We start from the raw sequence: 21280 nt of genomic DNA on the forward strand, positions 1-21280 counted from the left end.
CAATTACCATCTGTGCTTAGTTCATTTATTCAACATTTTTAGTTCTATTTAGCTTTATTTTTGTTCAAAACCCTTCTATATTTTTCATCAATTAGACTTTAGTCTACGTTGAAATAAGTACAAGACCCATAACTACACAAAAACCATTATAAAGACGTATTAATTTAATATTTATCCTCGCATAGTTAGGGCGATTAATGTTAAAATCTAGGCAATATGTGAGAACACGACTACGATGCTTGTTTCAGTACTTGGACAGGTGGCTCTTTTATACCTGACGAATACGAGGCAACAAGCGCCGTGGTAATTAAAAGATTTTTCAATTTCTTTCCGTTAATGTAATGCAAGTGCGTATGATCAACATAAAAAAAGGTCTGGACTTACCCATAGAGGGCGCACCTCAGCAAGTTATTCATGATGGCTCTGCCGTCAAACGAGTAGCTGTGCTAGGTGAAGAGTTTATTGGTATGCGTCCTACCATGCATGTTCGTGTGGATGACCAAGTCAAGAAAGGCCAAGTTCTTTTTTTAGATAAAAAGAATCCTGGCGTCAAGTTTACTGCACCAGCTGCTGGTGTAGTTAAAGAAATCAACCGTGGTGCTAAGCGTGTACTACAATCCATCGTGATCGAAGTACAAGGCAATGAGCAAATTACTTTTGAAAAGTTCTCGGCTGCTGAATTAAGCAATCTTGAGCGTGATAAAGTAAAAGAAGTGCTTGTTGAGTCTGGTCAATGGCCAGCGCTTCGTGTCCGTCCTTTTAGTAAAGTTGCTCAACTAGATGCTACTCCTAGCTCTGTGTTTGTAACTGCAATGGATACTAATCCGTTAGCTGCTGATCCTGCAGTTATCATAGCTGAAAATGTGGAAGCATTTGAAGCGGGTCTTGCTGTGTTATCAAGACTAACTGATGGTAAAGTATTCGTCTGCAAACAAGCTGGTAGTCAAGTACCTAGCTCGTCGCTTTCTCAAGTAGAAGTGCATGAGTTTGGTGGTTTGCACCCAGCAGGACTGGTTGGTACTCATATTCATCATTTAGACGCGGTATCTGCTAGCAAGCAGGTTTGGCACCTAGGCTACCAAGACGTGATTGCGTTTGGTCAGTTATTCTTAACTGGCGAAATCAATGTAGAACGTGTTGTATCCTTAGCTGGCCCTCGTGTGAAAAACCCACGTCTAGTTAAAACACAATTAGGTGCATCGCTAACTGATTTAGTTGCCGGTGAGCTTGAAGACGGTGATAACCGAGTCATTTCTGGCTCTGTGTTAGCTGGTAAAACAGCAGCCGGACCTCATGCTTTCTTAGGCCGTTACCATGTTCAAGTATGTGTATTACTTGAAGGTCGCGAAAAAGAACTATTCGGTTGGATAGCGCCTGGCAGTAACAAGTTCTCAGTAACACGTATGTTTGTTTCACACCTTGCACCGAGTCGTTTATTTAAAATGACAACGTCTACGGGTGGGTCTAAACGAGCAATGGTGCCAATTGGTAACTATGAACGTGTTATGCCACTCGATATTTTACCAACACCTTTACTACGTGACCTAATTTCAGGTGACTTAGATGGTGCAATTACCTTGGGTGCATTAGAGCTAGATGAAGAAGATCTGGCATTGTGTACGTTCGTGTGTCCTGGCAAATATGAGTACGGTTCAATCCTTCGTGATTGCCTGACTACTATCGAGAAGGAAGGTTAAAATGGCCTTAAAGAAATTTTTAGAAGACATTGAACCTCACTTTGAAGCGGGCGGTAAGCACGAAAAGTGGTACGCTCTGTATGAAGCGATAGCAACTGTCTTTTATACGCCTGGTTATGTTAACAAAGGCGGCACGCATGTGCGTGATAACATCGACCTAAAACGTATTATGATTTTAGTGTGGATGGCAACTTTTCCGGCAATGTTTTTTGGTATGTTCAATATTGGTCACCAGGCTGCTTTAGCGTTGGGTAACGGATTTGAAATTGCTAATACATGGCAGGTAGCGATTTTCCAAGCGTTGGGTGGTGAATTAACCGCACAAGCTGGCTGGGGCGCTAAAATATTCTATGGTGCGTGTTTCTTCTTACCTGTCTATGGTACTGTCTTCATAGTGGGTGGATTCTGGGAAGTATTATTCGCGTCAATCCGTAAGCATGAAGTAAACGAAGGCTTCTTCGTAACCTCTGTGTTGTTCTCGCTTATTCTTCCTTCAACCATTCCTCTGTGGCAAGCTGCGCTAGGTATTACTTTTGGTGTTGTTGTTGCTAAAGAAGTATTTGGTGGTACGGGTCGTAATTTCTTAAACCCTGCACTATCGGGTCGTGCATTCTTATTCTTTGCATACCCAGCTGACATTTCTGGTGACACGGTTTGGACTGCAGTGGATTCATTCTCAGGTGCAACATACTTGGGTCAAGTTGCACAAGGTGCGGTTGATTTTAACAACATGGCGCTTTGGTGGGATGCATTCTATGGCTTCATTCAAGGTTCAATGGGTGAAACGTCAACGCTTGCACTCATGATTGGTGGCTTGTTCTTAATCTATGTACGTATTGCGTCATGGCGAATTGTTCTAGGTGTTTTCCTAGGAATGGTTGTGATGTCAACGCTATTTAATGTACTTGGTTCTGAAACAAATCCAGCATTTGCAATGCCTTGGCATTGGCACTTAGTACTTGGTGGTTTTGCATTCGGTATGTTCTTTATGGCGACTGACCCAGTTTCTGCGTCATTCACAAATAACGGTAAATTTGCATACGGTGCATTGATTGGTGTGATGGTTGTACTTGTTCGCGTCGTTAACCCTGCATACCCTGAAGGCATGATGTTGGCTATTCTTTTCGCTAACTTGTTCGCGCCATTATTTGACCACTTTGTTGTGCAGTCTAATGTTAATAGGAGATTAGCACGTGTCTAGTAACAATGAATCTATAGGCAAAACATTAGGCGTTGTTATTGGTCTATGTTTAGTGTGTGCGGTAGTGGTATCTGCTGCATCAGTGCAGTTGCGTCCACTACAGCAAGCTAACAAAATTGAAGACGTGCAGCGCAATATTTTAGCAGCAGCAGGCTTTAATGATGTTACTGATGTAAAAGCAACCTTCGGTACTAACATTGAATCACGCGTTATCAACATGAAAACGGGTGACTTTGTTGACGTTGACCCTATGTCATTTGATTTTGAAATGACTAAATTTGATGACACACGAAGCATTGCGTTATCTAAAGCTGATGACATTGCTGGCGTTCAGCGCATGACAAACAACTCGCCTGTTTATCTTAGCAAAGATGAAAATGGCAATGTTGCGTCTGTTATCTTACCTATTCAAGGGTATGGATTATGGGGCGTGATGTTTGGTTTCCTAGCGTTAGACAGCGACGGTCAAACGATCAATGCAATTCAGTTTTATAAGCATAATGAAACGGCAGGTCTGGGTGGTGAAATCCAAAACCCGAAGTGGACAGCAACTTGGGCTGGAAAGTCACTTCCAATTGATATTGTTAAAGGTACTTCTGATGGCGACGCCAACAAGATTGACGGGCTGTCAGGTGCAACATTAACGTCAGTTGGTGTAGACAATACAATTGATTTTTGGACTGGTAATACTGGTTTTGGTCCATTCCTTGCGAAAGTACGTAAAGGAGCATTGAACTAATGGCTAATGCTAAAGAAATGAAAGACGTTTTGTTTGGCCCTGTATTTGCTAACAACCCAATTGCCCTTCAGGTATTAGGTGTTTGCTCTGCACTTGCCGTAACTTCAAGCCTTAAAAATGCGCTTATCATGTCAATTGCTTTGACTTTGGTAACTGCATTCTCAAGTTTATTTATCTCAATGATACGTAATCATATTCCTTCAAGCGTACGTATCATAGTTCAGATGACAATTATCGCTTCATTGGTAATTGTTGTTGATCAGGTACTCCAAGCCGTTGTTTATACCACGGCAAAAGAGTTATCTACTTTCATTGGTTTGATCATTACAAACTGTATTGTAATGGGTCGTGCTGAAGCTTATGCAATGAAATCACCACCAACGATGTCATTTTTAGATGGTATTGGTAACGGTTTAGGGTACTCAGTGGTACTTCTAACGGTTGGTTTTGTACGTGAACTGTTTGGTTCAGGTACATTATTTGGTGCTGAGATTTTACCTTTGGTTTCTGATGGTGGTTGGTATCGTCCTATGGGTCTACTAATTATGCCATTTAGCTCGTTCTTCTTGGTCGGTATCTTTATTTGGATACTTCGTACATACAAGAAAGATCAAGTAGAAGCGAAGGCATAAGGGGAGAGAGATGGAACAATATATCAGTTTATTCGTCAAAGCAGTTTTCGTTGAAAACTTAGCGTTATCTTTCTTCTTGGGTATGTGTACTTTCTTAGCAGTATCAAAGAAAGTAACGACTTCATTGGGGTTAGGTGTTGCAGTAATCTTTGTACTAGGTGTTGCGGTACCCGTAAACAACTTAGTGTATTACGCAGTACTTGCACCAGGTGCGTTAGAGTGGCTTGGCTTTAAAGAGGCGGATTTGAGCTTCTTACGTTTCCTGACCTTTATCGGTGTTATTGCAGCACTTGTACAGATCTTGGAAATGGCTTTAGATAAGTTCTTCCCTGCACTTTATAATGCACTGGGCATATTCTTACCGCTTATTACCGTAAACTGTGCAATCTTTGGTGCAGTATCATTCATGGTAGAGCGTAACTTGAACTTTACTGAATCAGTGGTGTTTGGTATTGGTTCTGGTGTTGGTTGGGCATTGGCAATTGTATTACTTGCCGGTATCCGTGAGAAAATGAAATATGCAGACGTACCTGATGGATTACGTGGTTTAGGTATTACCTTCATCACTGTAGGCTTGATGGGCTTTGGCTTTATGTCATTCTCTGGTATTTCACTGTAAGGTAGCGAGGAAAAATCATGCTTGAGGTATTTTTAGGCGTAGGAATGTTCATTGCTATCGTTGTACTACTTGTTTTAGTTATTATTGCAGCTAAATCTAAGCTAGTAGCGAGCGGTGACATATTAATTAATATTAATGGTGATCCTGAGAAGGGCATCAAAACATCGGCTGGTACAAAGTTACTTGGTGCCTTAGCTGATGCAGGTATTTTCGTATCATCTGCATGTGGTGGCGGTGGCTCTTGTGGTCAGTGTCGTGTACACATTCATGATGGCGGTGGTGATATTCTACCTACAGAGCTTGACCATATTTCTAAAGGTGAAGCACGCGAAGGGTGTCGTTTAGCATGTCAGGTTAATGTTAAAACAGACATGGACATCGAACTTGAAGAGTCAATTTTCGGTGTTAAGAAGTGGGAATGTGAAGTTATTTCTAACGATAACAAAGCAACCTTCATCAAGGAGCTTAAACTAGGTATCCCTGATGGTGAGTCAGTACCATTTCGTGCCGGTGGTTATATCCAGATCGAAGCACCCGCACACCATGTTAAATATGCAGACTTTGATGTGCCTGATGAGTACCGTGGCGATTGGGAACGTTTTGGCTTCTTTAATCTTGAATCTAAGGTTGATGATGAGACAATTCGTGCGTACTCAATGGCTAACTACCCTGAAGAAGAGGGTATCATCATGCTTAACGTGCGTATCGCTTCTCCGCCGCCAAACAACCTTACGCTTCCTTGTGGTAAGATGTCATCGTACATCTGGTCATTGAAAGAAGGTGACAAGGTGACGATTTCTGGTCCATTCGGTGAGTTCTTCGCTAAAGACACCGATGCTGAAATGGTATTTGTTGGTGGTGGTGCTGGTATGGCGCCAATGCGTTCACATATCTTTGACCAACTTAAGCGTCTTAATTCGAAGCGTAAGATGTCGTTCTGGTATGGTGCACGTTCTAAACGTGAAATGTTCTACGTTGAAGACTTTGACGGCTTAGCGGCTGAAAATGAAAACTTCGTATGGCACACTGCATTGTCAGATCCGCAACCAGAAGATAACTGGGAAGGTTACACTGGATTCATTCATAACGTATTGTTTGAAAACTACCTACGTGACCATGAAGCGCCAGAAGATTGTGAGTACTACATGTGTGGTCCTCCAATGATGAACGCGGCAGTTATCAACTTGTTGAAAGACTTGGGTGTAGAAGAAGAAAACATCTTACTAGATGACTTCGGTGGCTAATTAGCACACTTAGTTTTTCAAACATAGTTTTGAAATAGATATCAGCCCTCAAGTCATGTACTTGGGGGCTTTTTATTTTCTATGGAGCAGTCAGTAAATGAATAGAATGAGTATTGTATTAACCGTGTCTTTGGGTTTGTTTTTAGTGGGTTGTGACAATGCATCGCATGAGCCAGTTAAACCTCTGACATTGCATGGTAAAACGATGGGCACTACCTATAATGTCAAAGTATTTACTCAGGGTAAGCAGGTGGAAGGGGGGGAATTACAGCAGAAAATCGATGATACACTGATTGCGGTGAATGCTTCTATGTCGCCGTGGGTCGAAAACTCTGAGATTAATCGTTTTAATGGTCTAAAGGCGAATGAGGTTATGGAGATCAGTGATGATTTTCGAGTCGTCATTGCTGAGTCTATACGCTTGGGTCGGTCGACAAAAACGCTCGATGTAACCATGGGACCATTGATTGATTTATGGGGGTTTGGACCAGATAAGCGACCAACTAAGCGCCCTGGAAAAATGCAATTAGATGATATGCGTGCTCATATTGGCGTGGATAAACTAGTTCTGAACGAGCAAGGTTTGGCTAAGACTCAAAATGGTTTAGAGCTGTCTTTTTCGGCCACGGCGAAAGGGTATGGTATCGATAAAGTTGCCTTATTATTGGAGCAGCAAGGGTTTCGTAATTATATGGTTGAAATCGGCGGTGAGCTGAGAGTGTCTGGAACTAAAGCGGATAAAGCGCCTTGGAGAATTGCCATAGAAAAACCAGATGCACCTGTGGGGCAACGTCAAATTCATAAAATTATTGAACCTGGAAATAATGGTATAGCGACTTCTGGTGATTACCGTATTTTTTATGAAATGGACGGCGAAACGTTTACGCATTTGATTGACCCGATGACGGGGATGCCAGTAAAGCATGAACTTGTGTCGGTAACTGTGTTACATCCATCAGCAATGACAGCCGACGGTTTAGCTACGGCTTTAACTGTAATGGGCACTGAGCGGGCTAAAGCATATGCACAGCAGCATGACCTAGCGGTGTATTTGATCAGTAAAAGTGATGATGGCTTAGTAACCTATGCAAGTGAGCGGTTCAAACCATATTTGTGAGTACGGAATAACCGCGTTATAATGAGGGGTGTTTTACACCGTCATGAGCTCAATTATTGAGCTGTTTATTTGCTTTTAAGGGGCCTGTGCAATGTCGCTGTTTTTACTTACATTTGGTTTACTGATTTTAATTGTTGTGGCAATGGCTGTAGGTGTTATTGTTCAAAAAAAATCTATGGCGGGTAGCTGTGGTGGTTTAGGTGCAGTAGGTATTGATAAAGCATGTGATTGTGATGACCCGTGTGATAAACGCAAAAAGCGCCTAGAAAAAGAGCAAGTTTGGAAAGAAAACCAAATTTTATAATAGAGTGATGGAAGTAACTTCAGTTACTCAGTGTAATGCGAGCGATTAGCTCGCATTTTTGTATCTGCATTTTAGAGACAATATGCAACAGACTTGGTACTTTTTACGCCATGGCGCACTGATTCAAAGTGGTGTAATGTCTGGTCGTACTGATATTACACTCAGTGAATTAGGTATAGAGCTGCTATTTGCTAAAACGAAGACATTGACTGATATAGACCGTATATTCTCTTTTCCCTTACAGCGATGTCGCCAGTCTGCTACAGCATTAAGTTGTTGCTGGCAGATCTCTTTATCTATTTCATACTCATTACAAGGATGGATTTTGGCGCGTGGTATGGCAAATCGTTTGAATGGCTTTGGAGTAATCCCCATAATCCGAGCATCTGTGACTTTTGGCAAAACCCTTGCTGTATACTCCGCCAGAGGCTGAAACCATGAAAGCGTTTTACACACGGATTCATCAGTGGTGGCATGCACAATTTGCGACATCCAATGATTCATGCAATCTAGTGATCACATATGGCGGTGTGATCAAGCAGTTGCTGGTGCTGATTTTAGCGTTTCCCAAGTAAGATACTAGACAACAAAGCTCATTTGATGTCGGTTATGGGGCAATGATTAAATTACAGGTCTACTATGATGAGCAGGGCATTGCGTGGCCAAAAGTTGTATTTTAGACATCTAGACAGCATAATAGTGACTGTTTGTTGGTTTTTCTTGGGAATGAACTGCAAGTGTTCAACTGTCCCCGCAACTGTAAATGCATTAAATGTGCTGAAGTCAGATACCAAGACCGGCAACTTTCTCATGAGCGGGCGTACTCTGGGTGATTCAATTAATTTATATGTTATATCAGTGATATGACATGCTTTCTTGTATTATCGTTTTTAATAGCCCGTGAAATATAGCTTTCAAACTGATCATAGCTGATTAAATGCAGACATGAGGGTCACTATGGACGATCGAGGGTCTAACCGCTCACCTGTTATTGAGGTCTGTAACTTAGATCTTAAAATTGCTGAACACCATATACTGAACAAGATTGATTTTACAATTCAAGCTGGTAAGTTTGTAGGGTTAATAGGGCCTAATGGCGCGGGTAAGTCTTCATTACTGCGCTGCCTATATCGTTATGTAACGCCGAACGCTGGACGTATTACATTTATTGGAAAGTCGTTATTTGATTATCCTCGGCAAGAATATGCAAAACACGTTGCGGTTGTGCTGCAAGAGATCCCTGAACAATTTAATTTAACGGTGTTTGATGTTGTCGCGATGGGCGTGTTACCACATAAAACATTGTTTAGTTCAGTTAACCAGCAAGACAAAACACATATTTTAAATGCGATTGATAAAGTTGGCTTAGGTGACAAAGCACAGCAGCCTTTTTCTCACTTGTCGGGGGGAGAAAGACAACGGGCATTGATCGCGCGCGCGATAGTGCAACAGCCCACTTTTTTAATTATGGATGAGCCCACCAGTCATTTAGATGTGAAATATCAAATTCAAATTATGGCGCTGGCAAAGTCACTGAATATTACAGTACTAGCGTCATTTCATGATTTGAATTTAGCAGGGGCATTGTGTGATGAAATACTTGTTTTACAGCAAGGAAAGTTAGTCGCGCAAGGAGTGCCTATTGATGTATTAACTGCAGAGCTTTTAGCTGACGTATATGATGTGCGTGCGTCGGTGGTTCCTGTGCCTTGTCCATATGATGGTGTTGTGCAAGTTCCCCATATTCGTTATCACTATGGGTGCCAGTCATGAGGGGGGCAACGATAGTTACTACGCTATTTATAAGCTGTATAGTGAGCTTTTTCATAGCGTTAAAGCTAGGTGCCATTGCCATTACCACAGAGCAAGTATTACAGACTTTGTGGCAGTATGATGTAGGGGATTTTTCACAGAAAATTATTGTAGAACTACGCTTGCCTCGTGTAATTTTGGCATTTATTGCAGGCAGTGGTTTGGCTATGGCAGGGCTTATTTTACAAACGGTAACGCGTAATCCTTTGGCTGACCCTTATTTGTTTGGTATTTCATCGGGCGCGTCGTTCGGGGTTGTGGTGTTATCTGCTGTCACGGGTATTCAAGCTGGTTTGGCATTATCTGGTGCTGCCTTTGCTGGGAGTTTACTGGCGATGACATTGTTGTTACTGATCGCAAAAGGGCGGACATCAGGACAAGTTGAGGCCATGTTACTGGCCGGTGTAGCGCTGTCTTTCTTATTTAGTTCTTTTACTAGTTTGCTTTTGTATTGGAGCGACCCACAAGCGATCAGCGCCATTTTGTTTTGGAATTTAGGCAGCTTTAGTCGAGCAGACTGGCAGTGGTTGTGGTTACCGTCTTTGGTGGTGAGTGGTTGCATGCTGATTATGTTGCTATTACGCCGGCCTATTAACGCTTTATTACTCGGGGATGAGGGTGCTACTACGTTAGGTGTCAGTGTTGAAAAAGTACGTTTAGGCATGCTGCTATTAAGCTCCTTATTGACGGCGGTGCTTGTTGCTATGTGTGGTGGCGTAGGGTTTGTAGGCTTAATGATCCCCCATATTGTGCGATTTTTTATCTCGCAGGCAACCACTCTTGGCCTGATCACGACCTCAATGAGTGGCGGGCTGTTGATGATTTGGGTAGATGTGATAGCTCGAACCTCTTTTGAAAATCAAGAGTTGCCGATTGGTGTAATTACTTCTGCAATTGGTAGTGTGTTTTTCCTGTTTTTATTGATGTTTCGTAAACGTTCATCTTAATAATCTTAACCCCAACGCAGAGAGTTAACGGATGATAGCGCCGCGAGAGAAAAAATTTGCAATGCAAATTAATCATAAAATAGACTTTAAAACCAAGCATTCGGGGCACTCGGTAAATTAGAGGATGTGGCTTACCAAGTAGTCACTATTTTGTCCCAAAAGTTAGACGATAAGCAATTTGCTGAGGCGCGTTTTGAAATTACTTCACCACAACTAATCGTTTTTGCGGGAAAGTATGGTGTGGCGGCACAAGACATTTCGATTGCACTGCGTGAAGTAACGGGGCAAATGGTGGGCACCATGCAACAAGCAGTAAAATTACAAATGATTTTGCTGATCGACGGATTTATTGGAGCGGCTGCGGCAAGGATCGTGTGCGCCCTTTCACCGAACGCACAACAGTATATGATTTTTGCGCATTGCTCAGGTGAAACAAAGCCATCGATGCGTATATAAGGCAAAAATCAGCCTTGTTGAGTGTATTGGGAGAAACTCAAGCCACAGTGATTTTAGTGAGTAATGAAGTAGGGCATGGCATTGTACTGTTAGGTGAATTGAGTCGTACTTTTGTAGACCAATCAAGGTTGTTACATCAAGATATTGCGCAGTTAGCCGATCGCGTCGACTTCATTCTGGCTGGTTGTACATTACGAATAAAACAGAGAAGAAAACAGTGAAAACATTGATGGTACAAGGGACCACGTCAGATGCTGGTAAAAGCACACTGGTAGCAGGGTTATGTCGTGTATTTGCCAGGAAAAATTTTAACGTTGCGCCATTTAAACCACAAAATATGGCATTAAATAGCGCAGTGACCCCTTGTGGTGGTGAAATTGGTCGTGCGCAAGCGTTGCAGGCTATGGCCGCAAATGTCGCTTTAGATACTGACTTTAATCCTATTTTGCTCAAACCTAATAGCGATACTGGTGCACAAGTTATTATTCATGGGAAGGTCATTAGTAATATGGAAGCGGCCAAATATCATGATTATAAAAAAGTGGCGATGGAGGCGGTGCTGCAATCACATGGCCGGCTGATAAACGCGTATGACATGATCATGGTTGAAGGGGCGGGCAGCCCTGCAGAAATTAACTTGCGAGAAAATGATATTGCCAATATGGGATTTGCAACCCAAGTCAATTGCCCAGTGATCATTATTGCTGATATTGATAAAGGAGGGGTATTTGCACACCTTGTTGGCACACTGATGTTGCTCAGTGAGAAAGAACAAGCACTGGTAAAAGGGTTTGTGATTAACCGCTTTCGTGGCGATATTGGATTATTACAATCAGGGCTGGATTGGTTGGAAGAAAGAACCGGCAAGCCAGTACTGGGTGTATTGCCTTATTTACATTCATTGAATTTAGATGCAGAAGACGCAGTAGCGATGGATAATGTGCTTGATGATAAGCAAGTGTCAGTAGCGGTACTGCTATTGCCTCATATTAGCAATCACACAGACTTTGATGTGTTACGTCTACACCCAAATGTTGATTTACGCTATGTGCGTCACACTCAAAGTATTGGCAATGTAGATTTGATCATTATTCCTGGTAGCAAGAATGTGATCAGTGATTTCACCTTTCTACAGTCGCAAACTTGGTCAGCAGAGATCAAGCGCCATTTACGCTACGGTGGAAAGGTACTTGGCGTATGTGGAGGGTTGCAAATGCTGGGAAAATCGATTTCAGATCCGTTAGGGGTTGAGTCATCAGTTCTGCATATTACCACTTTGGGTTTGGCTGATTTTACGACACAGTTAAGTGTAGAGAAAACCTTGACCCAAGTGAGTGGAACCTGCAAATTAGATGGCAACGATGTTGCTATTGCGGGATATGAGATCCATTGTGGCCAAAGTCATGGGCCAGCGATGGCACGTCCTTTTTTGTATTTTTCAGCCCACCCAGATGGTACTGAACAAGATGGCTTTATTTGTGACGATAACCAAATAGCGGGTACCTATTTACATGGTTTATTTGATAACACAGAGGCAGCATTTGCCATTTTGCGCTGGGCCAGTGAAGGGCAATTAGACAATGAGATGTTCGACTTAAATAAGCATCGAGAAACGCAATTAGAACGCCTTGCTGATGTATGTGAACAATATTTAGATATAACAAAAATTACCGCGATCACGCGTGGTGAGTAGAGGAAAATATGAGCACCGATAAGCAAAATAAGACACAAGAAGCACAACAAAAAAGCCACGATAAGCATCAGCAACGCCAGCAAAAAGTAAAAGAGAATGTGGATGCAAAAGTCGCTGCTGCACAAGTTGAGCAAGGGGTATTTCAAGTTATTACTGGTAATGGTAAAGGAAAATCAACGTCTGGATTTGGTACCGTCGCTCGGTGTGTTGGGCATGGTATGAACGCGGCTGTTGCTCAGTTTATAAAAGGTTTATGGGACTGTGGAGAACGTAACCTGCTAGAAAAAGCGGGAGTTCCATTTTCTGTGATGAAAACCGGTTTTACATGGGAAACGCAAAATCGTGAAACAGATACCAAAGCAGCACAAGACACCTGGCAACAAGCTAAAGCTTGGTTAGCGGACGACAGTATCGATCTTGTCTTACTTGATGAGCTGACTTACATGGTGACCTATGAGTATATCGATTTAGATGAGGTCATTACGGCTATTGAAAATCGTCCTAAAATGCAATCAGTCATCATCACAGGTCGTGCTGCACATCGACGCTTAACTGATCTTGCTGATACAGTCAGTGAGGTTCGTAATGTAAAGCATGCCTTTGAAGCAGGGATTAAAGCGCAAAAAGGGTTTGATTTTTAATGCGTTTTTTTACTGCTTTTACAGCGTTTTTATTGCTAAGTAGCTATGTTCAAGCTGATAGCGCTAAGCGCATTGTGGCATTAGCGCCACATGTGGTTGAAAACTTATTTGCAATTGGAGCGGGTGATTTGATAGTCGGTACGGTTGATTATGCCGATTACCCTGACGCCGCCAACGCCATTCCTCGTATTGGGGGTTACAACGGCATTCAGCTCGAAAAACTATTGGCACTAAAGCCAGATTTAGTGATTGCGTGGCAAACGGGCAGTAAAAAAATTGACTTAACAAAAGTGGAAAAGCTGGGCATTAAAGTCGTTTATAGCGATGCAAAAGACATTAATAAAGTGGCTGATGAATTACGGCTTTTTGGTCAGTTAACTGGGAAGAACCAGGAGGGCGAATACGCAGCAAGTGCTTTTACGGCTCAGTTTGAAGAAATAAAAACGCGTTACGCCACAGGTAATTCGCTTAAGGTTTTTTATCAATTGTGGCCCGACCCTATGATGACTGTTAGCAAAAATACGTGGATCCACCAGTTATTATCAGTGTGTGGTGTTGAGAACGTATTTGCAAAGGGCAGTACTGACTATCCACAAATCAGCATTGAGAATGTGATCAAAGCTAGCCCTCACGTTATTGTCTTACCTACTGAAAAAACCAAGAAGCAAATACAAATGGTTAATTGGCAAAAATGGCCAGAGATCCCAGCTGTGGCGAATCAGCAATTTATAGAAGTGAATGCTGATTTGTTGCACCGTTATAGCACTCGGGTGTTGCAAGGAGTAAGCGATATGTGTGATAAAATGCGGCATTCAAAAGCACATTATAATTCGTTATGACAATAATTTATTATGCGATGTATTGAGGCTAGGTTAATTAATGAGGCTATCCACATGAGCGGTTGGAAAACATTTTTAGAGCAAGAGCATAAGCAAACTTACTTACAAGATACACTCAGTTATGTCGCACAACGTCGTGCTGAGGGGATTGCGGTTTACCCGGAAGATAAGCATGTATTTGAAGCGCTGAATGTCACTGATTTAGATAAAGTAAAAGTCGTGATATTAGGACAAGACCCTTACCATGGTCCTGAACAAGCGCATGGCTTGTGTTTTTCGGTTTTACCAGGAATAAAGCCACCTCCGTCATTGGCGAATATGTATAAAGAGCTGGTACAAGATGTGGCGGATTTTACCATCCCAGAGCATGGCTTTTTATTGTCATGGGCTGAGCAAGGTGTTTTACTGTTAAATACCGTATTAACGGTTGAGCAAGGCGCCGCACATTCCCATAAAAAGCTTGGCTGGGAGCGATTTACTGACGCTGTGATTACACATGTAAATGAGCACACCACAGGCACTATATTTTTATTGTGGGGCGCACATGCTCAGAAAAAAGGGAAAAGCATCGATACCGCCCGCCATCATGTATTGCACGCACCACACCCATCTCCTTTATCGGCTCACCGTGGGTTCTTCGGCTGTCAGCATTTTTCTAAAACGAATCAGTTGTTATTGGACATGGGTAGACAGCCCATCAATTGGCAGGTATAGAGCGCGTCATGGTTAAGTTATTACTATGGTGTTAACAATGAATGGCGGTAACTTTTACTATTAATTCATTTTTATGATTTATTTTATAATAAAACTCATGATGTTATGGTTTTACTATAATTATAATGACTTTTCATTTAGAAAATTATAGTATTATTTTTCGCAACTAAACTACTTGAGAAATGGACTTTAAAAGTAGTAAATAACGATGCACGATTAGGTGCTCGTTGTTCCCGTATTTAAAGCCCACCTCTATGTAATACTCATGAAAAATAATAAGGATTATTAATGAGAAGAGCTCTTGGCTTAGCCCTACTTTGTACATTACCCACTTTATCTTTTGCCAATTCAGATGAGTCTGGCCTAATGGAAGAGGCTGCAGCGGCATGTTATAAAATGCGCGCAACAGATTGGTTCGATGAACCGTCAATCGGCTCCGACAACAAGCTGGCGCAGCAAACCGTCTTGTCTAATGAATATGAACAGCTGCGCTTACAACTTGAAGCGTTAAATCCAAACTATGCCCAAAATACACAAAAAGTTGATATTTCAGGGCGCGCTGCCAAGCCGTTTAATGAAATTATCACTTATTGCTCTGATAAAATGGCAGCGCTAAAGCGCTACACCCGAGAATTAGCGGAACTAAAAGTCACGAGGGCTGAAGCTGAACGTATACGGTTAGAAGAAGAGGCACAGGCGAAAGTAGACAAAGAATATGCTGCGCAGATGGCTGCCCAAGACTTGGATGTAAAACTAACAGATATTGCTGCTGAGCATGGTTATGATGCATATATTGGGAGTATTCGAGCGTTCTATCAACAGCATTATGCTGGGGCAAGTATTGATGAGCTGGCAGAGTACGCCATGGTGCCAGCAGAAGATGCTGAGCGTTATACGATGCAACGTGTGATAGGTGATTATGCGATTTATCAAGGGACAGATGATGCCTCGCCACATACACGTTTAATTGCATTAGAAAAAACCTCTGACGGCTCGTACGGCCAATATGCTAGGTTGCCTTTAGAAGCCTATGTAGTATTAGAGAAAAAGACGTTCAAAACTTGGCGCGGCGGTGAAAGAGAGATCCTTGTTTTTGGTCGTGCTGAAGATCATCCGGCGGGTGGGTCGTTTCTAGTCTGGCTGTTCTTGCTTATTATCGCTGGTGGGGCTGGGTATCATTTCCGTGAGCAGTTATTACCGCATTTAGAGCCATTATTGAATAAAGCGAAGCAAGCTAAAGATGACTTAGAGACACGTAAATAAACCTATCCAATTGTAATGTTACATAAGGCCCTACTAGGGCCTTATTTTGTTCTATTAATAAAAATATATGCCAATCAGATAGGTAGGCGTATTTTTAAATGGGCAGTCAAGAAGGAGGAATTACCATGAGAGACTCATTAGAAGCTTCAACTATTGCCAAAGCGCATGGCTTTGATCAGCATGTCACTTGTCTCAGTGAGATCTATGCAAAGCTTCGTGCAGGAGCAACTGTACAGAGTATGAAAAGCTATGCCATTTTAATGGAGGGGGAGGTTTTTTACGCGTTGAAATGTGTGGTGGGTGAGTATGCAATTTATGAGGGCAGTTCGGGCACTGAGCGGAAAAAAAGGCTGATTGCGCAAGAGATAAATCCTGAGCTCTTTTATGCCAAATATACTGCTTTTCCCAAAGGTATGTATGTAATTAAAGACAAGCGTCGTTTTGCTATTCGAGTGGAATCAAGTAGTGATTTTGAGTTACTCGGTGCAGAACAAGAGGTATTGGTGTTCAGTAAGCTTAGTGACTTATAGACAAAAATTAATACGTTTTTATTCATAGCTGAGGCTAAGTACTATTTTTAGTTTTAAAAAGGCTCCTAAGGAGCCTTTTTTTACTGACTTACACAAGATCTAAATCATCTAAGTCTAGATTGTCTGCGAAGTAGTCTAGTTCCTGTAGTTCTTTGCGAAGACGCTGTTTATCCTTGAGCGCTTCTATTTCACGCCATTTTCTCTTTTTACTTTTTTGAGAGGCTCGTTTTTTTGTTTCAGGACCTTCTAGTATTTCAATTATATCGTCTAGGCTATCCATGAATATCTCCTAATTGATTATTAACCTCAATAACGCTTTCGCGCCAGCTTTGTGTGCGTGCCCTAGCACTACAAGCAACTTTGGTATACCACAACTCGGCTAAAAATAAAACAATACTGTGTCAGATAGGTTAAAAAAAAGTGACAGTTTGATGAAGGTCAAAAAGAACCGGGCATAAAAAAACGCCGTATAAAACGGCGATTTTAAATACAGTAAGCTGACTATTGGGTTATAGCGCTTTAAAGCGTGCCTCTAGCGTTTCTTGCGCGTCTGCGAAAGACCGAATACCTTCAGCTAGCTTTTCTGTTGCCATAGCATCTTGATTATGTAACCAACGGAATTGTGCTTCTGTTAAAGGAGTTGGTTTTGCTTCAAGTGGGTAGTTGCTTTCAAGTAGGTACTCTTGTGCATCAGTTAAGTTACCTAGCTCTTCAAGTAACCCCGGGCTAATAGTCAGCTTGTCACAGCCTGTTAGGGCAATGATCTCACCTGTGTTTCGGAAACTTGCACCCATAACAACCGTATTATAACCATGGCGTTTGTAAAATTCATAAATACTGCACACAGACTGCACACCAGGATCATTAAGTGGGTCGGTTGGCTTTTCTAAGCCATTGGCCACATGCCAATCTAAGATACGGCCAACAAACGGTGAGATCAGAAATACGTTAGCATCGGCACAAGCTCTGGCTTGTGCTTGGCTAAATAGTAACGTCAAATTGCACTTTACACCTTCTTTTTCAAGTTGCTCAGCAGCTTTAATACCTTCCCACGTTGATGCAATCTTGATCAGTATCTTATCTTTACTTACACCTTCTTGCTCATACAGTTTCAATAAAGTGTTGGCTTTATTGATCATAGCTTGTGCGTCAAAAGACAAACGAGCATCAACCTCGGTAGAAATGTAGCCAGGGACAATCTCCGCAATTTCTTTACCGATCAATACTGCGAAGTAATCACAAGCAAGCTCTAGCTGTTGTTGTGCATCTGATTCATTTGCTTTGGCAAAGTCCCATGCTTTTTGTAAATAAGCTTGGTATGCAGGCATTTCACTTGCTTTAAGCAGTAGCGAAGGGTTTGTTGTGGCATCTTCTGGTTGATGCTTACGAATGGCTTCAATGTCGCCGGTGTCGGCAACAATCGATGAATGTTGTTTTAGCCTATCTAGTGCTGATGTCATTAGCTGTCCTCATTCCTATTTGCAGCAAATTTAAAGTGTAATTACGCTATGTTGCAGTACTGTGATTTGCTTTAATAGGTCAATTGTCCGTATCTAAAAAGACTCAAGGCAGGTAAGCACAACCAGAAGGAACATTTAGGTAATTACACGAATTAGGGCTATCCCTTATTACTTCAAAGGTTATTCTAAGCTTGAAGTCAAACAGGGATAGTGTTGAAATTGACATTAAATAATTTTCAAGTCAATAGGCTAGCCATGATCACGGTAATATCTCCTGCAAAAAATTTGGATTACGACACTCCAGCACATATTTCACGTCATACACAAGGGCAACTACTTGATCATAGCGAGGAGTTGATGACGGTTTGTCGTGAACTGTCTCCTCAGCAAATCGGCAGTTTGATGAAAATCAGTGATAAATTGTCGGGATTAAATGCTGCACGATTTAGTGAGTGGTCTCAGCCGTTTACGCCAGAGAATGCGAAGCAAGCGGTACTTGCATTCAATGGTGATGTGTACACGGGCTTAGATGCAGCCAGTTTAGATGACGCGACACTAGATTATGCGCAAAATAATCTCCGTATTTTATCTGGGCTTTATGGTGTGTTGAGGCCGCTTGATCTGATGCAAGCTTATCGCTTAGAGATGGGCACTAAATTAGAAAACAGCCGTGGTAAAAATTTGTATGAATTTTGGGGCTCGGTTATTGCTGAGAATTTAAATGAAACTGTTGCTGATCAACATGCAACGCACATAGTTAATTTGGCATCAAATGAATACTTTAAAGCGGTTAATAAAAAGGCATTAAGCGCTGACATTATTACACCGATATTTAAAGATTGTAAAAATGGGCAGTTTAAAGTGATCAGCTTTTACGCTAAAAAAGCGCGTGGCATGATGGCGCGTTTTATAATGGAGCATAAAATAACAAGTCTTGATGCGCTTAAAACATTTGATGTTGCAGGCTATTATTTTAGCGAAGAAGCAACGATTAAAGCCAATGAACCAGTATTTTTACGTGCTGAACAAGGTTAACCAAGCTACATATTCTTACAAAATACGATAGGTACTAAAGTATTAAAAGTGTTTATGATGCCTAAGTAGGTACCTTGCCAAAAACTTAGGTTTATAGGTCTGAGTAATATCTTATTTGTAAGGAGCAGTCGATATGCTAAAAAGCACGATATTGATAACATCATTTGTGTGTTTAATAACGGGGTGTGGTAGCGTCAAGACATCGATGACGAGCAAAGGGTTGAGTTGCGAGCAAGCACATTCACAATGTAAATCGTATTGTTATGACGACACGTCGTTGCCCGGTACTCAGCAACAAACGTGTTTAGATAGATGTTATGAAACACTTAATAGTTGCCGAGTGTCACCTGAGGACCCATTTGTGTTCCCCAAACCGACTGTGGGGTGGTAACGTCCATGCGACCGAGCTTTTTGGAGTTAAGCTACCCGATATGAACAAAAACGTATTGCTATTAGCAATGTGCCAAGGGTTAATTACGACGGGCAACATTTTACTCGTTACCATTGCGGCATTGGTGGGCCAAGCCTTGAGCCCTTCAGCCGCATTCACGACCTTACCTGTAGCGACTCAAATGTTTGGCTTACTTATTGCGACGATCCCTGCTTCATTGGTGATGGCAAAAATAGGACGTAGGAGAGGGTTCAGTTTAGGCAATATTGTGGGGTTAAGTGGGACACTTTTAGGTTACTTTGCTTTGAATCAAAGTGCTTTCTTGTTGTTTTGTATTGCCACCCTTTTGATAGGTATTGGTATCGGTTTTGCGACTCTTTATCGCTTTGCTGCGATAGAAGCCAGTGATAACCCTGCCAGAGCGATATCTATAATCATGGCGAGTGGAGTGGTTGCAGCCATACTGGGGCCAAATTTAGCGGTATGGGTAACAAGCTATTTTCCTAGTATTAATTATGCGAATGTTTTTATTTCACTGAGCGGTTTGTACTTACTGGCATTATGTTTACTGCAAGCAGTCAAGTTTAATGAAGTAAGTGAGACATTGAATTTACATAAGGCGAGAGGGTTACGAGAAATTGTGATGCAGCCGCAGTTTATAACGGCAGTGTTAATTGCGATGTTGAGCTATACAATAATGAATTTATTGATGACGGCAACCCCTCTGGCCATGCATCGTCATGGTTTTGACTTAGCTGACTCGGCACTGGTTATTGAATGGCATGTATTGGGCATGTTTGTCCCTTCCTTTTTTACCGGTAAGTTAATTCAACGGTTTGGACAGACGCCTATGATGGCGTCAGGTGCACTCCTTATTATCGGGTGCTGCGTCATCAATTTATTGGGGGTGAGTCATTGGCACTTTTTATTCGCACTGTGTATTTTAGGCGTTGGTTGGAATTTTATGTTTATTTCAGCGACTCATATGGTGAGTGAAACGTATCACCCAAGTGAGAGAGCAAAAGCACAAGCCAGTAACGAATTCTCTGTATTTAGCATGGTTGCAATATCCTCGTTAGGTGCTGGTTGGTTAGAAGCTATTGCTGGCTGGCGTTTTTTGAATATGATGAGTATTCCTATCATGCTGATAGCGCTTGGTGTGATCTACTGGTTTGCGTCACAAAAAGAGACGCCATTAACTCAGATACCTTTAGGTAGATGAGAGTAGACGATCACGATTTCATCTCTAAATGCACTGTCTAAATGTCGCTGTTCGATACGATATTGTTGGCAAAATACCTGTGCAGATCCTGTTTGTGTGAGTAGGCTAATGTGAGCATGTTTGTCTAATACGGCTTGCCATTTATGTATGATATGTGTCGGTGGGTTAGGCAAGATATCAATAATTTCTAGCGGGCTTTTAAACTCACTGCACATGGCAACTTTTAACATTTCATCATTGGCGGCAGTTAGCCAGCTTGTTTGATTTTTACCGACACAAATAATAGGTAAAAAGGGCGCCAGTGCAGGCCATACTGTATTTCTATATAACTCTACTTGCCAATAAGGGCGTGCGATATGAGCAAATTGCTTGAAGCTCGTAATTTGACTAAACCCAGATTGTGCAAAAGGCACGATTTCTACCCGGGGTTTATTTGCATTAACAGTGTCATTGGCCACATCAATGTACCATTGATCAATTATTATGGCATTTTGGAAAACTCATCTCTCAATGAGCCCCATACTTTTCGTAATTCAGGCCGTTGTTGTGTGGTTTTCAGTATATTTAATATCGGATATTCGGTGTAGCTCTGAGGGGGCATTAATAGACGATATACTTCATCCCTGATCTCTTTGCAGCGCCCGAGAGGGGATGGCTTACCTGCAAAGTATGGATAGTTCGGCGCTAATGTTAAGTCTGCTTTTAGGCGCAGCTGAGCCAATTC

At 41.9% G+C, this 21280-nt stretch carries 27 protein-coding genes and 1 riboswitch; of the genes, 23 read left to right on the forward strand and 4 right to left on the reverse strand.

Annotated elements, in window-relative coordinates:
• Nucleotides 1-353: 353 nt before the first annotated feature.
• From CWC18_RS07805 to CWC18_RS07900, 20 genes are all read left to right on the forward strand, one after another.
• Nucleotides 354-1697, forward strand: a complete 1344-nt coding sequence (locus tag CWC18_RS07805) for a Na(+)-translocating NADH-quinone reductase subunit A (RefSeq protein WP_138675018.1) — start codon at nucleotides 354-356, stop codon at nucleotides 1695-1697.
• 1 nt (nucleotide 1698) lies between these two features.
• A complete protein-coding gene (locus CWC18_RS07810) occupies nucleotides 1699-2898 on the forward strand; it encodes an NADH:ubiquinone reductase (Na(+)-transporting) subunit B (RefSeq protein ID WP_138589726.1) in 1200 nt (399 codons plus the stop codon).
• The gene (locus CWC18_RS07815) at nucleotides 2891-3637 is read left to right on the forward strand and encodes a Na(+)-translocating NADH-quinone reductase subunit C (RefSeq protein WP_138589725.1); all 747 of its coding nucleotides are present in this window, start codon (nucleotides 2891-2893) and stop codon (nucleotides 3635-3637) included. Before CWC18_RS07810 ends, CWC18_RS07815 begins: the two co-directional genes overlap by 8 nt.
• A complete protein-coding gene (locus CWC18_RS07820) occupies nucleotides 3637-4269 on the forward strand; it encodes an NADH:ubiquinone reductase (Na(+)-transporting) subunit D (protein ID WP_138589724.1) in 633 nt (210 codons plus the stop codon). Before CWC18_RS07815 ends, CWC18_RS07820 begins: the two co-directional genes overlap by 1 nt.
• 10 nt (nucleotides 4270-4279) lie before the next feature.
• Nucleotides 4280-4888, forward strand: coding sequence for an NADH:ubiquinone reductase (Na(+)-transporting) subunit E (gene nqrE / locus CWC18_RS07825; protein ID WP_010362844.1), 609 nt, complete (start codon nucleotides 4280-4282; stop codon nucleotides 4886-4888).
• A gap of 17 nt (nucleotides 4889-4905) precedes the next feature.
• Nucleotides 4906-6132 carry an NADH:ubiquinone reductase (Na(+)-transporting) subunit F gene (gene nqrF / locus CWC18_RS07830; RefSeq protein ID WP_138589723.1) on the forward strand — a complete coding sequence of 409 codons (1227 nt, stop codon included), beginning with the start codon at nucleotides 4906-4908 and terminating at the stop codon, nucleotides 6130-6132.
• A 97-nt stretch (nucleotides 6133-6229) separates the two neighbouring features.
• The gene (locus tag CWC18_RS07835) at nucleotides 6230-7249 is read left to right on the forward strand and encodes an FAD:protein FMN transferase (protein WP_138675019.1); all 1020 of its coding nucleotides are present in this window, start codon (nucleotides 6230-6232) and stop codon (nucleotides 7247-7249) included.
• Nucleotides 7250-7340: 91 nt separating this feature from the next.
• Entirely contained in the window at nucleotides 7341-7553 is a 213-nt protein-coding gene (nqrM, locus tag CWC18_RS07840) for a (Na+)-NQR maturation NqrM (protein ID WP_010362847.1), read from the forward strand.
• Nucleotides 7554-7635: 82 nt separating this feature from the next.
• Nucleotides 7636-7986 (forward strand): histidine phosphatase family protein, encoded by a 351-nt coding sequence (locus CWC18_RS07845; protein ID WP_138675020.1) that lies wholly within the window; start codon nucleotides 7636-7638, stop codon nucleotides 7984-7986.
• A 4-nt stretch (nucleotides 7987-7990) separates the two neighbouring features.
• Entirely contained in the window at nucleotides 7991-8128 is a 138-nt protein-coding gene (locus CWC18_RS07850) for a hypothetical protein (RefSeq protein ID WP_138675021.1), read from the forward strand.
• 119 nt (nucleotides 8129-8247) lie between these two features.
• Nucleotides 8248-8368, forward strand: a riboswitch (cobalamin riboswitch).
• Between the two features lie 142 nt (nucleotides 8369-8510).
• Nucleotides 8511-9326: an ABC transporter ATP-binding protein gene (locus tag CWC18_RS07855; RefSeq protein ID WP_138675022.1), complete on the forward strand. Its 816-nt coding sequence runs from the start codon at nucleotides 8511-8513 to the stop codon at nucleotides 9324-9326.
• Nucleotides 9323-10312 (forward strand): FecCD family ABC transporter permease, encoded by a 990-nt coding sequence (locus tag CWC18_RS07860; RefSeq protein WP_138675023.1) that lies wholly within the window; start codon nucleotides 9323-9325, stop codon nucleotides 10310-10312. Before CWC18_RS07855 ends, CWC18_RS07860 begins: the two co-directional genes overlap by 4 nt.
• A gap of 126 nt (nucleotides 10313-10438) precedes the next feature.
• Nucleotides 10439-10768, forward strand: coding sequence for a nicotinate-nucleotide--dimethylbenzimidazole phosphoribosyltransferase (locus tag CWC18_RS07865; RefSeq protein WP_138675024.1), 330 nt, complete (start codon nucleotides 10439-10441; stop codon nucleotides 10766-10768).
• Nucleotides 10769-10782: 14 nt separating this feature from the next.
• On the forward strand, nucleotides 10783-10989 hold the full coding sequence (locus CWC18_RS07870) for a bifunctional adenosylcobinamide kinase/adenosylcobinamide-phosphate guanylyltransferase (RefSeq protein ID WP_249348106.1): 207 nt from the start codon (nucleotides 10783-10785) through the stop codon (nucleotides 10987-10989).
• Nucleotides 10986-12461 (forward strand): cobyric acid synthase, encoded by a 1476-nt coding sequence (locus CWC18_RS07875; protein WP_138675025.1) that lies wholly within the window; start codon nucleotides 10986-10988, stop codon nucleotides 12459-12461. The genes CWC18_RS07870 and CWC18_RS07875 overlap by 4 nt, the downstream gene beginning before the upstream one ends.
• Before the next feature lie 8 nt (nucleotides 12462-12469).
• Complete coding sequence (gene cobO, locus CWC18_RS07880) at nucleotides 12470-13102, forward strand: cob(I)yrinic acid a,c-diamide adenosyltransferase (RefSeq protein WP_138675026.1); 633 nt, start codon at nucleotides 12470-12472, stop codon at nucleotides 13100-13102.
• On the forward strand, nucleotides 13102-13941 hold the full coding sequence (locus CWC18_RS07885; RefSeq protein ID WP_138675027.1) for a cobalamin-binding protein: 840 nt from the start codon (nucleotides 13102-13104) through the stop codon (nucleotides 13939-13941). The genes cobO and CWC18_RS07885 overlap by 1 nt, the downstream gene beginning before the upstream one ends.
• A 12-nt stretch (nucleotides 13942-13953) precedes the next feature.
• Nucleotides 13954-14655 (forward strand): uracil-DNA glycosylase, encoded by a 702-nt coding sequence (gene ung, locus CWC18_RS07890; RefSeq protein ID WP_138675028.1) that lies wholly within the window; start codon nucleotides 13954-13956, stop codon nucleotides 14653-14655.
• A gap of 288 nt (nucleotides 14656-14943) precedes the next feature.
• The gene (locus CWC18_RS07895; RefSeq protein ID WP_138675029.1) at nucleotides 14944-15918 is read left to right on the forward strand and encodes a hypothetical protein; all 975 of its coding nucleotides are present in this window, start codon (nucleotides 14944-14946) and stop codon (nucleotides 15916-15918) included.
• A gap of 125 nt (nucleotides 15919-16043) precedes the next feature.
• Nucleotides 16044-16448 (forward strand): hypothetical protein, encoded by a 405-nt coding sequence (locus tag CWC18_RS07900; protein ID WP_138589712.1) that lies wholly within the window; start codon nucleotides 16044-16046, stop codon nucleotides 16446-16448.
• Between the two features lie 88 nt (nucleotides 16449-16536).
• Here CWC18_RS07900 and CWC18_RS07905 read toward each other — a convergent pair whose 3' ends face one another.
• Together CWC18_RS07905 and tal are read right to left on the reverse strand one after the other, a co-directional pair.
• A complete protein-coding gene (locus CWC18_RS07905; RefSeq protein WP_010362861.1) occupies nucleotides 16537-16728 on the reverse strand; it encodes a DUF3545 family protein in 192 nt (63 codons plus the stop codon).
• A gap of 229 nt (nucleotides 16729-16957) precedes the next feature.
• Complete coding sequence (gene tal, locus CWC18_RS07910) at nucleotides 16958-17908, reverse strand: transaldolase (RefSeq protein ID WP_138589711.1); 951 nt, start codon at nucleotides 17906-17908, stop codon at nucleotides 16958-16960.
• 255 nt (nucleotides 17909-18163) lie between these two features.
• On the opposite strand from tal, the gene yaaA reads away from it, so the two are divergent.
• The 3 genes from yaaA (at nucleotide 18164) to CWC18_RS07925 (ending at nucleotide 20556) form a co-directional block, all read left to right on the forward strand.
• Nucleotides 18164-18943 (forward strand): peroxide stress protein YaaA, encoded by a 780-nt coding sequence (gene yaaA / locus CWC18_RS07915; protein ID WP_138589710.1) that lies wholly within the window; start codon nucleotides 18164-18166, stop codon nucleotides 18941-18943.
• Nucleotides 18944-19076: 133 nt separating this feature from the next.
• Nucleotides 19077-19334, forward strand: coding sequence for a hypothetical protein (locus CWC18_RS07920; protein ID WP_138589709.1), 258 nt, complete (start codon nucleotides 19077-19079; stop codon nucleotides 19332-19334).
• Between the two features lie 40 nt (nucleotides 19335-19374).
• Entirely contained in the window at nucleotides 19375-20556 is a 1182-nt protein-coding gene (locus CWC18_RS07925) for an MFS transporter (RefSeq protein WP_138675030.1), read from the forward strand.
• On the opposite strand, the gene CWC18_RS21440 is transcribed toward CWC18_RS07925, so the two are convergent.
• Together CWC18_RS21440 and CWC18_RS21445 are read right to left on the reverse strand one after the other, a co-directional pair.
• Nucleotides 20535-21014 (reverse strand): hypothetical protein, encoded by a 480-nt coding sequence (locus CWC18_RS21440; RefSeq protein WP_249930088.1) that lies wholly within the window; start codon nucleotides 21012-21014, stop codon nucleotides 20535-20537. The two genes, CWC18_RS07925 and CWC18_RS21440, sit on opposite strands and share 22 nt — an antisense overlap.
• A gap of 23 nt (nucleotides 21015-21037) precedes the next feature.
• Nucleotides 21038-21277 carry a hypothetical protein gene (locus CWC18_RS21445; protein WP_249930089.1) on the reverse strand — a complete coding sequence of 80 codons (240 nt, stop codon included), beginning with the start codon at nucleotides 21275-21277 and terminating at the stop codon, nucleotides 21038-21040.
• Nucleotides 21278-21280 lie beyond the last annotated feature (3 nt).

This window comes from Pseudoalteromonas aurantia (assembly GCF_005886875.1).
GTDB classification, from domain to species: domain Bacteria; phylum Pseudomonadota; class Gammaproteobacteria; order Enterobacterales; family Alteromonadaceae; genus Pseudoalteromonas; species Pseudoalteromonas aurantia_A.